A 10494-nucleotide genomic window follows, 5' to 3' on the forward strand; every position below is an offset into this window, starting at 1 on the left:
AGTTCTTTTTTACTACTTACATAGAGTAGTTTGGCGCTTCATTAGTGATTTGCACATCGTGTGGATGGCTTTCTTTTAGGCCAGCCCCAGACATTTCGATAAATTGAGCATTGTCATGCAATTCTTTAAGGTTAGCTGCACCACAGTAACCCATACCAGAGCGAATACCACCAATCATTTGGAAGACAATATCAGCTGCTGCGCCTTTATAGGCAACACGGCCTTCAATTCCTTCTGGAACGAGTTTGTTTGCTTCATTGACCGCACCTTGGAAGTAACGGTCACTTGAACCTTTCTTCATTGCAGCGATTGATCCCATACCACGATAAGTCTTAAACTTACGCCCTTGGAAGATTTCCGTTTCTCCTGGAGCTTCATCTGTTCCAGCAAACATTGATCCAAGCATAACTGCATTCCCACCTGCAGCAAGGGCTTTTACAATATCTCCAGAGTACTTGATTCCACCATCAGCAATGATTGTTTTACCATATTCACGCGCAACAGCTGCTGCATCATAGATTGCTGTCACTTGTGGGACACCAACCCCTGCAATCACACGAGTGGTACAGATAGAACCTGGTCCAATACCGACTTTGACAACATCTACACCTGCATCATAAAGAGCACGCGCACCTTCTGCAGTGGCAATATTACCCGCAATCAAAGTGCGGTCTGGGAAGTGAGCACGAATTTCAGCAATTTTACGTAGAACACCAGCAGAGTGACCATGAGCAGTATCAATAACAATTGCATCAGCTCCTGCTTCAAAAAGGGCTTCGGCACGTTCAAATGTATCTGAAGTGACACCTACCGCTCCAGCAACTAGAAGACGACCAAACTCATCTTTTGCAGCATTTGGAAACTCAATAACTTTTTCAATGTCCTTAATAGTAATCAAGCCAGAAAGACGACCTTCTTCATCCACTAAAGGAAGTTTTTCAATACGGTGTTCTTGAAGAATGCTTTCAGCTGTTGCAAGGTCTGTACCAACAGGAGCAGTAACAAGATTTTCACTGGTCATATGGTTTGAGATTGGCTGATTGTAATCTGAAATAAAACGAAGATCTCGATTTGTTAGAATACCAACCAATTTACGATTTTCAAGTGTCTCCACAACTGGAACACCACTAATACGGTAACGTCCCATCAGTTCATCTGCTTCAGCAATCGTGTGTTCTGGAGTCAAAAAGAATGGATCAATAATAACACCATTTTCAGAACGTTTTACCTTGCGAACTTCATCTGCCTGTTGCGCAATAGACATATTTTTATGGATTACTCCAAGACCACCTGCACGAGCAATGGCAATAGCCATTTGACTTTCTGTGACTGTATCCATGGCGGCTGTTATAATTGGGATATTTAAAGTCAAATTATCTGCCAATTTTGTTGTTAAATCTGCATCATTAGGCAACACATGACTTTCTGCTGGAATGAGCAATACATCATCAAAGGTAAAACCTTTTTTTAAAAATTTAGTATCCCAATTAGACATTGAAGTTTCCTCTTTTCTTTCTTTTTGAGCTTGACTCTTTTTGTATTGTATCTATCATACCATTCTATGAAAATTTGTCAATTATATTTATGGTAGAAATCATAAAAAAACTATCCCTGTGATCCTATGGAAGAGATAGCTTTATGATTCATATTTTATCTATTATTTAAAATAATTTAGTCCCATTGCTCCTTTAACCTCAGATAGGGTTTGACCTGCAACTTCACGCGCTTTCTCACTACCTTTTTGAAGCATATTGTACACTTCTCCCATATCCTTAGCAAATTCGATACGGCGCTCACGAATAGGGCCAAGTTCCCGTTCTAATATTTCAAGTAGATAACGTTTCGTCTTCACATCACCAAGACCACCACGTTGATAATGTTCTTTCATATCTTCAATGTCTTGAGCATCTTCTGGACGACCAAACACATCTAGATAATGGAAAACCATATTTCCTTCAATCTTACCTGGATCCTCAACCCGAATATGGTCTGGATCAGTATACATGCTCATGACTTTTTTACGCAACGTATCCGCATCATCAGCTAGATAAATACCATTATTAAGGGATTTAGACATTTTAGCATTTCCATCTAAACCAGGCAAACGTCCTGCTCTCTCATTTTCTGGATAAATACCTTCCGGTTCCACCAAGACATCACAGTTATATGCGTTGTTAAAAGAACGAACAATCTCGCGAGTCTGCTCAATCATTGGTTTCTGATCTGTCCCAACAGGAACATAATTAGCCTTGAAGGCAGTAATATCTGCTGCTTGCGCAATCGGATAAACCAAAAATCCTGTCGGAATACTTTCTCCAAACCCTTTTTGAGCAATCTCTGTTTTTACTGTCGGATTTCGTTCCAAACGAGCTAGTGACACCAAATTCATATAGTACATAGATAGTTCAGCCAACTCTGGGATTTGGCTTTGAATAAAGATAGTTGACTTACTTGGATCTAATCCAACTGCTAGGTAATCTAAGGCAACATTCCCAATCGATTCTACAATCGTTTGAGGATCTTTGGCGTGATCTGTCAATGCTTGTTGGTCCGCCAAAAAAACAAACATCTCATACTTGTCTTCTTCCTGAAGTAATACTCTGTTTCTAAGGCTCCCAACATAATGTCCAATATGCAGTTTTCCTGTTGGGCGATCTCCTGTTAAAATAATGGGTTTTGTCATTTTTTTCTCCTTCGAAATGGTCTCTTCAATTATAGCATTTTTTTGTTAAAATAACAGAAAATTATTAAAATCAAACAACTAACTCATTGTAAATAAACCTGTAAACTTAATTGACACAAAATTGACAAACAAAAATTTGAATATTTCTCTCTTTTCTAGTAGAATAAATATATTACATATTATAGGAGAAAAACATTGCTTACAGTATCTGATGTTTCACTACGTTTTAGTGATCGCAAACTTTTTGATGATGTCAATATCAAATTTACAGAAGGAAATACATACGGATTAATTGGTGCTAATGGTGCTGGGAAGTCTACATTCTTAAAAATCTTAGCTGGTGATATCGAGCCAACAACTGGTCACATCTCTCTTGGTCCAGATGAACGTCTCTCTGTTCTCCGTCAAAATCATTTTGACTATGAAGATGAGCGAGTTATTGATGTCGTCATTATGGGAAATGAAAAACTTTACAACATCATGAAAGAAAAAGATGCCATTTACATGAAGGAAGATTTTTCCGATGAAGATGGTGTTCGTGCAGCTGAACTTGAAGGTGAATTTGCTGAACTTGGAGGTTGGGAAGCAGAAAGTGAAGCATCCCAATTACTTCAAAACCTAAACATTCCAGAAGAATTGCACTATCAAAACATGAGCGAATTGGCCAATGGTGAAAAAGTGAAGGTTCTCCTTGCCAAAGCACTTTTTGGCAAACCAGACGTTCTTCTCTTGGACGAGCCAACCAACGGTTTGGACATCCAATCTATTACTTGGCTAGAAGACTTCTTGATTGACTTTGATAACACCGTTATCGTAGTATCCCACGACCGTCACTTCTTAAACAAAGTGTGTACTCATATGGCCGACCTTGACTTTGGAAAAATCAAACTCTATGTCGGAAACTACGACTTCTGGAAGGAATCTTCTGAGCTTGCTGCTAAATTGCTAGCAGACCGTAATGCCAAGGCAGAAGAAAAAATTAAGCAATTGCAAGAATTCGTTGCTCGCTTCTCTGCCAACGCTTCTAAGTCAAGACAAGCAACGTCTCGTAAAAAAATGCTTGACAAGATTGAATTAGAAGAGATTGTTCCTTCTAGTCGTAAATACCCATTTATCAACTTTAAAGCAGAACGTGAGATTGGTAATGATCTCTTGACAGTAGAAAATTTAACTGTAAAGATTGATGGCGAAACTATCCTAGACAATATTAGTTTCATCTTGCGTCCAGGTGATAAGACAGCTCTTATTGGACAAAATGACATCCAAACGACTGCATTAATTCGTGCAATTATGGGTGACATCGACTATGAAGGAACTGTCAAGTGGGGAGTTACTACTAGCCGTTCTTACTTGCCAAAAGACAACTCGGCTGATTTTGCAGGAGGAGAGTCAATCCTTGACTGGCTGCGTCAATTTGCAAGTAAAGAAGAAGATGACAATACCTTCCTACGTGGTTTCCTTGGTCGTATGCTCTTTTCTGGAGATGAGGTTAACAAACCTGTAAACGTCTTGTCAGGGGGAGAAAAAGTACGTGTCATGCTTTCAAAACTCATGCTCTTGAAATCAAATGTCCTTGTACTTGATGATCCAACAAATCACTTGGACTTGGAATCTATCTCAAGCTTGAACGATGGATTGAAAAACTTTAAAGAATCAATCATCTTTGCTAGTCATGATCACGAGTTCATTCAAACTTTAGCAAACCATATTATTGTTTTGTCTAAGAATGGCGTCATTGATCGTATTGATGAAACCTACGATGAATTCCTAGAAAATGCAGAAGTACAAGCAAAAGTTAAAGAACTTTGGAAAGATTAAATAAGACTTCAAAACTCAGTTGGGGTAACCAACTGAGTTTTCTATCATTCTACGAGGTAACATGAAATCATTTTTTAAAACATATTGGACCTATTTTGTTTCTTTCATCATTCCTTTAGTAATTATGACTGGAGTATACCTAACTCAAGGTATCTACTGGAATAGCGATGCATCTCCACTATTAGGAGACGGTTTCCATCAATACGTTATTTTTGATGTAGCTTTACGAAATATTCTGCATGGAAATGGTAGTTTGTTTTACACCTTTACAAGTGGCCTCGGACTGAATTTCTATGCTCTATCTAGTTATTACTTGGGTAGTTTTCTTTCACCCCTAGTTTACTTTTTTAATCTGTCGAATATGCCAGATGCTGTCTATCTAACCACTCTCTTAAAATTTGGATTGATTGGTCTGTCAACCTTCTTTAGTCTAAATAGATTATTTAAAGATATCCCAAAATTTTTAAAACTTGCCTTATCTACTTCCTATGCTTTAATGAGCTTCACTGTCAGTCAGTTAGAGATTAAAACCTGGCTAGATGTTTTTATCTTGATTCCTTTAATTATAACTGGTTTACACCTACTTATAACACAAAAGAAGCGCCTACTATACTTTACAAGTTTGTCAATCTTATTTATTCAAAATTATTATTTTGGGTATATGACAGCATTGTTTCTTATTTTCTGGTATCTCTGCCAAATTTCTTGGGACTTTAAAACTCGAAAATCATCTTTTATAGATTTTATTATCACTTCCTTTTTAGCAGGAATGGCTAGTTTGATTATGACTCTTCCTACACTGTTTGATTTACAAACTCATGGAGAGAAGTTGACTGCCATCACAAAATTGAAAACAGACAGTAGCTGGTATCTGGATATTTTAGCAAAACAATTCATTGGATCTTTTGATACAACTAAATATGGATCTATACCAATGATTTTTGTTGGATTGCTTCCTTTTATTTTGACCATTCTATTTTTCACAATAAAATCCATAAGGTTTCACGTGAAACTTACCTATGCAATTTTCTTTACTTTTTTAATAACAAGCTTTTACATAGAAGCACTTGATTTATTTTGGCAGGGGATGCATACCCCAAATATGTTTTTGCATCGCTATGCTTGGATTTTTTCCACTCTGTTAATTTATACTGCAGCAGAAGTCTTAAATCGTCTGAAAGAACTGAAGATATGGAATCTATTTGTCTCACTTTTTCTTGTACTAACAGGATTTTTGGCCACTGTCTATTTTAAATCACACTATTCTTTTTTAACTGATTTGAATATCCTACTCACTCTTGAATTTCTACTAGTTTATGCTCTTTTACTTCTTGCACTCATTAGAAAATTTATCTCTGTAAATCTATTTGCACTTCTTTTGTCTTTATTTATAACAGCTGAGATAAGCTTAAATGCATCATCTCAAATGGAAGGAATAGCTAAAGAATGGGCCTTTGCTTCTCGTAGCGCCTATAATAGAGATATCACCGCTATGGAATCCATTCTAAACAAAATTGACAATTCATTTACACGTACTGAAAAACTGCAAATTCAGACTGGAAATGACAGTATGAAATTTAACTACAATGGAATCTCTCAATTTTCGTCTGTACGAAATCGTTCAGCTAGCACTAGTTTGGATAAACTGGGATTCAAATCCTCTGGAACCAACCTTAATCTCCGTTATGCAAATAACAGTCTTTTAGCAGACAGTTTATTTGGAATCCAATACAATATTTCTGAAACTTCACTTGATAAGTATGGCTTTCAAGAGATTTATCAAAAGGATCATTTAACCTTATATAAAAATCAACTCTCTTTACCCATTGCCTTTGCCACTCAATCTATTTACAAAGATGTAGACTTTAACAATCACACTTTAGATAATCAGGCTTTATTTATAAACCAGCTTGCTAATCTCAACTTAGATTACTTCTCCCAAATAGCATCTGATAAAACAGATACTTCAGATGGTTTAACGAGCATCACAGGTTCTGCGAATGAAGATGCAAAGATTGATTATCAAATTGAGGTTCCTCAAAATAGCCAAGTCTATCTCTCTTTTTCAAATCTTCATTTTACGAATGATAAACAAAAGAAAGTTGACATCATTGTCAACGGTGAAAAAAAGACTTTTACAAATGACAATGCATTTAATTTCTTTAATTTGGGTTATACTGAAGAACAAAAAACTTTCAATATCAGTGTTAGTTTCCCTGGAAATTCTCAGGTGTCATTTGAATCTCCAACCTTCTATCGTTTAGATACTCAGGCTCTTACTGAGGCAATTCAAAAGATTAAAGAACAACCTGTAGAAGTATCCACCTCTAAAAATAAAGTATTTGCTACATATGAAGTAAAACAAGATACCTCTATTTTCTTCACTATTCCTTATGACAAAGGTTGGTCTGCATTCCAAGATGGGAAAAAACTTGAAATCAAGCAGGCTCAGACTGGTTTTATGAAAGTTGATGTTCCAAAGGGAAAAGGCACCATTACACTTTCCTTTATACCCAATGGTTTTGTTATTGGAGCAGCCTGCTCACTAACTGCCCTTCTTCTTTTTGGAATCTATAATCACAGACGAAATTTATCTAAGACAGAAAAAGATTGACCAATTCCTTGGCCAATCTTTTTAATCTTCTTCCATTTTCTTAGGTTGATAAGCTAGCATACCTAAAGCAGTAAAGAAAGCTAGAGTTATAATAAGGAAAATCACTTGATGATGAATATTTCCTGTCATAGAGATTGTTTGTCGTAAGCCTGATACAGAATAACTCATTGGTAACCAAGGATTGACACCTTTGAAGAAATCATTTGTCAAAGCAAGGGGATAGGTCCCTGCACTTGATGCTAACTGTAATAAAAGTAAAATAAGAGAGAAGAAAGCTCCAATACGGCTATTCCAAGTTGTTAAAGCTGTCACCATAGACATGAAAGCTAAACTTGTGATTATAATTAGAATCAAGGTCCTCATCTCATGGTTCGCAGTCAATCCAATAAGATGGACACCTCCATAAACTAAAACACCTGCTAAGACAGCTATAATCCCATTTATTTCAGAGCGAGACTTCAACCAAGCCCAACGACTCTCTGGATGACGTCCAGAAGGCAACTTAGCAAAAATCATATTGGTAGATATAGCAGCAACAAAAAGAGCAACTGATATCATATAAGGAGCCATAGCAATCCCATTTACAGGGACTTGGTCATTGTCTGTTTTTGAGAGAACTAGAGGTTCAGATAATGTTTCTGCATTTTTAGATTCTGTCGAAGCTGATTTAAGTTGATTATTAGCATTGCCTAATCCTTGTCCTAATGAATCAACTCCTGTCTGTAAATCTTCAAGACTAGAGGTTAAGGTTGTTCCACCAGCAGATAGTTTTCCAGCACCATCTGCTATCTTCATAGCGCCACTTCCTAGTTGGGATGCTGCAGAAAGTAACTGTGTTGATTTGTCTGTTAATTGACCAGAGCCAAATTGTAATGTAGTAAGACCTGCTACCAGCTCTGGACTCTTATTGTTCAATTGGGCAGAACCAGATGACAAACTTTCTATACCTGATACTAATTCTGGAGCTTTTCCAGCTAACGAATCTACTCCAGCTGTCAAGGTTGATGTATTTTCTGTCAACTTACTTGATCCAGAAACTAATTTATCTAGACTAGTTGTTAAACTTGTATTCTTTTCACTTAGTTGATTAGCACCAATAGAAATAGTATCCAGTCCTTTAGTATAGTTTACAATACCTTTTTCAATTGACTGACTTCCAGGAACTAACTGATTATTTACAGAAGTTTGTAATGTTGTAAATCCATTTGACAAGGTTGTCAAGGAGCTAGATGCTGCAGGTAAGAGTTGATTTGCTTTCGTCTGCACATCAGATAGATTAGAGACTTGTTGTTCTGAATTCTCTATACTTTCTTTTAATCCCCCTACTGTCGTTAAAATTGCTTTTGCTGACTCAATAGTAGAATTAGAATTTTTAGAAATAGCTTCTGTCAATTCTTTCTTTTGTTCCTCTGTAAGAGATTGATAAGTAGCTGTTGATTGAAGGTTTGCAAGAGTTTTCTCTTGTTCTGTCTGACTTTTGGTCACAATATCCTGAGCAAGAGTTGTTAGATTTGGCAAAGCTTCTGACAATGTACTTTTCAGTTGAGTATTATCTGATATTGTAAGAGCTTGTAGTGTTTTATTTAGTTCTCCTAAGCTTGTTGCCAATTGCGCTATTTCTTCATTTTGTTGAGATGAGGACTCTAATTGGCTTGAAATTTCTTTAATACCAGTATTTAATTGCTCCATTCCATCTCTTAGTGTATCTGATTGATTGGATAATTGACTTGTTCCGTTAGAAAGTTCTTTCACACTACTTGTATAAGCATTTACACCAACTGAAAATTGATTGAGACCTGTATCCAATTGTGAAACCCCACTTGTGTAGGACTTTATACCTGTATTTAGCTGATTTACACCTGTCACCAACTCAGGAGTTTTTGAAGCTAATTGTTCAAGTCCAGTGTCAACTTGTGAGACAGCATTTGTATAACTTTGTAAACCACTATTAAAAGTTCCTAAACCAATATGTAATTGCTCTATAGCAGACACATAGCTAGATAAGCCTTTTGTAAATTGATCCGCTCCAGTTGAAAAAGTTACAGTTGAATTAGCTAGAGTATTAAGATTTGTCGTCAACGTTTGACTTCCCGTCACCAACTGATCGGCTCCATTAGCCAATTGTTCACTTCCTTCAGCTGCCTTATTTATTCCAGACTTCAAATCATTCATTTTTTGAAATAAAGCCTTAGTGTATGTTTCAGTAATATTAGTAGAGACAGTTTGTTTTAATTGTGTCATTGCAGAATCACTCATCTTACTTGCAATAAAGCTATGCCCACTTGACGTCTGATAATCAATCTGCATCTGTTCAGGATGATTCGTTAGGATAGAAGTAGCTTTTTCAGATAAGTCACTTGGTAAAGTCACTACCATGTAGTAGTCACCATCTTCTAGCCCTTTTTCCCCTTCCTCTTCATTAACAAAGTGAAAATCTAAAGCCTTATTTTCTTTTAAATTAGACACCATGTCTTCACCTATTCTCATTGTCTGTCCATTATAAGAAGCTTCCTTATCTTTATTGACAACTGCCACAGGTAACTCCGATACTTGACCATATGGATCCCACATGGACGATAAAAATATAATGTTGTATAAAGCTGGAATGAGAGAAATCCCTATCATTACAATGATAAAGGTCGGTTTTTTAAATATTGCTTTCCATTCTTTAAACATATTTCCTCCTTTTTTACACATATTGTCTAAAATTTTGATATAATAGATTATACATCAAAAAATCTAAATTACAAGGTAAAAAATATTTTTTTAGACACATAGTCTATTTTTGTATACGAGGAGAAATTATGAAAGAAAGTAACAAACGTTTAAAAACAAAACGAATTATCGAAAATGCCATGGTTCAATTATTGATGGACCAGCCCTTTGATCAAATTTCTACTGTCAAGTTAGCAGAAAAAGCCGGAATTAGTCGTTCCAGCTTTTACACTCACTACAAGGATAAGTATGATATGATTGAACTCTACCAAAGTAAGCTATTTCATACCTTTGAGTATATTTTCCAAAAACATGCTCATCACAAAAGAGATGCTATTTTAGAAGTATTTGAATATTTAGAGTCTGAGCCACTCTTGGCTGCACTCTTATCTGAAAATGGGACAAAAGAAATCCAAAATTTCTTGAGAAATAAGCTTCACATTATGCTTAGCACCGACCTTCAGAAACGCTTTATGAAATTACAACTCACTCCAATAGAATTAGAATACAGCAGTATTTATCTAACAAATGCCCTATTTGGTGTTTGCCAGACTTGGATTGCTCACGGAAAAAAAGAAAGTCCGCAAGAAATGACAGACTTCCTTATGAAAATGTTAGGTGATGTTAACTAAAAAAGAACACCAATGGTGTTCTTTTTTTATCT

6 protein-coding genes are annotated in these 10494 nt (G+C 36.2%); 3 read left to right on the forward strand and 3 right to left on the reverse strand.

The genetic code is table 11. The annotated features are described in order from the left end of the window. Positions 1–16: 16 nt before the first annotated feature. Together guaB and trpS are read right to left on the reverse strand one after the other, a co-directional pair. On the reverse strand, positions 17–1495 hold the full coding sequence (guaB, locus tag HMPREF1115_RS06425; RefSeq protein ID WP_000073414.1) for an IMP dehydrogenase: 1479 nt from the start codon (positions 1493–1495) through the stop codon (positions 17–19). A gap of 162 nt (positions 1496–1657) precedes the next feature. Then, entirely contained in the window at positions 1658–2683 is a 1026-nt protein-coding gene (gene trpS, locus HMPREF1115_RS06430) for a tryptophan--tRNA ligase (RefSeq protein ID WP_000165482.1), read from the reverse strand. 195 nt (positions 2684–2878) lie between these two features. On the opposite strand from trpS, the gene HMPREF1115_RS06435 reads away from it, so the two are divergent. Further along, positions 2879–4501, forward strand: coding sequence for an ATP-binding cassette domain-containing protein (locus HMPREF1115_RS06435; RefSeq protein WP_000958793.1), 1623 nt, complete (start codon positions 2879–2881; stop codon positions 4499–4501). A gap of 61 nt (positions 4502–4562) precedes the next feature. Further along, positions 4563–7115: a YfhO family protein gene (locus tag HMPREF1115_RS06440; protein WP_000834496.1), complete on the forward strand. Its 2553-nt coding sequence runs from the start codon at positions 4563–4565 to the stop codon at positions 7113–7115. A 21-nt stretch (positions 7116–7136) separates the two neighbouring features. Here HMPREF1115_RS06440 and HMPREF1115_RS06445 read toward each other — a convergent pair whose 3' ends face one another. After that, positions 7137–9791, reverse strand: coding sequence for a YhgE/Pip domain-containing protein (locus HMPREF1115_RS06445; protein ID WP_000472065.1), 2655 nt, complete (start codon positions 9789–9791; stop codon positions 7137–7139). A 128-nt stretch (positions 9792–9919) separates the two neighbouring features. Here HMPREF1115_RS06445 and HMPREF1115_RS06450 point away from each other — a divergent pair, with 128 nt between their 5' ends. Continuing rightward, positions 9920–10462 carry a TetR/AcrR family transcriptional regulator gene (locus tag HMPREF1115_RS06450; protein ID WP_000665080.1) on the forward strand — a complete coding sequence of 181 codons (543 nt, stop codon included), beginning with the start codon at positions 9920–9922 and terminating at the stop codon, positions 10460–10462. The last annotated feature ends 32 nt before the right edge of the window (positions 10463–10494 follow it).

The organism is Streptococcus oralis SK610 (assembly GCF_000257455.1).
GTDB lineage: Bacteria > Bacillota > Bacilli > Lactobacillales > Streptococcaceae > Streptococcus > Streptococcus oralis_CB.

Bases quoted from the DNA above. Each gene is read 5' to 3' on its own strand.
- HMPREF1115_RS06440 (WP_000834496.1), top strand. From the start codon at position 4,563: ATGAAATCATTTTTTAAAACATATTGGACCTATTTTGTTTCTTTCATC.
- HMPREF1115_RS06445 (WP_000472065.1), bottom strand. From the start codon at position 9,791: ATGTTTAAAGAATGGAAAGCAATATTTAAAAAACCGACCTTTATCATT.
- HMPREF1115_RS06450 (WP_000665080.1), top strand. From the start codon at position 9,920: ATGAAAGAAAGTAACAAACGTTTAAAAACAAAACGAATTATCGAAAAT.
- guaB (WP_000073414.1), bottom strand. From the start codon at position 1,495: ATGTCTAATTGGGATACTAAATTTTTAAAAAAAGGTTTTACCTTTGAT.
- trpS (WP_000165482.1), bottom strand. From the start codon at position 2,683: ATGACAAAACCCATTATTTTAACAGGAGATCGCCCAACAGGAAAACTG.